The sequence below is a fragment of the Burkholderia sp. SIMBA_062 genome (genome assembly GCF_046534765.1).
Taxonomy (GTDB): Bacteria; Pseudomonadota; Gammaproteobacteria; order Burkholderiales; family Burkholderiaceae; genus Burkholderia; species Burkholderia ambifaria.
Genome location: NZ_JAWRYD010000168.1, coordinates 1 through 320, shown reverse-complemented (window position 1 = coordinate 320; position 320 = coordinate 1). Strand labels below are relative to the sequence as shown.

Genomic DNA, 320 nt, shown 5'->3' with positions numbered 1-320 from the left:
CTGACCTCGCCGCCTTCGGGAGTATGGCGGATCGCGTTATCGAGCAGATTGGTCAACACGCGTTCGGTCATGGCGAGATCGGCGCAAACGGCAGGCAAACGCGGCGGGACCACGGCTCGCAAGCGGATCCGGCGCGCCTGCGCCGCAAGCTCGAACTTCTGGAACACGTCCTGCACGACATCCGCGAGGGGAAACGTCTCCAGCGTGAGCTGGACGTTCTCATGTTCGAGGCGCGCCAACTCGAACAGCGATTGAGCCAGCCGTCCCACCTTCGCACTCTGGGTCAGCGCGATCGCCAGATAGCGGCGACGCTCGACGCC

At 65.0% G+C, this 320-nt stretch carries 1 protein-coding gene; it reads right to left on the bottom strand.

What is annotated here, in order from left to right; translation table 11 throughout:
- Positions 1-320: sensor histidine kinase (locus SB786_RS35885; RefSeq protein ID WP_410731528.1), on the bottom strand; the 320-nt coding region annotated here is incomplete at both ends.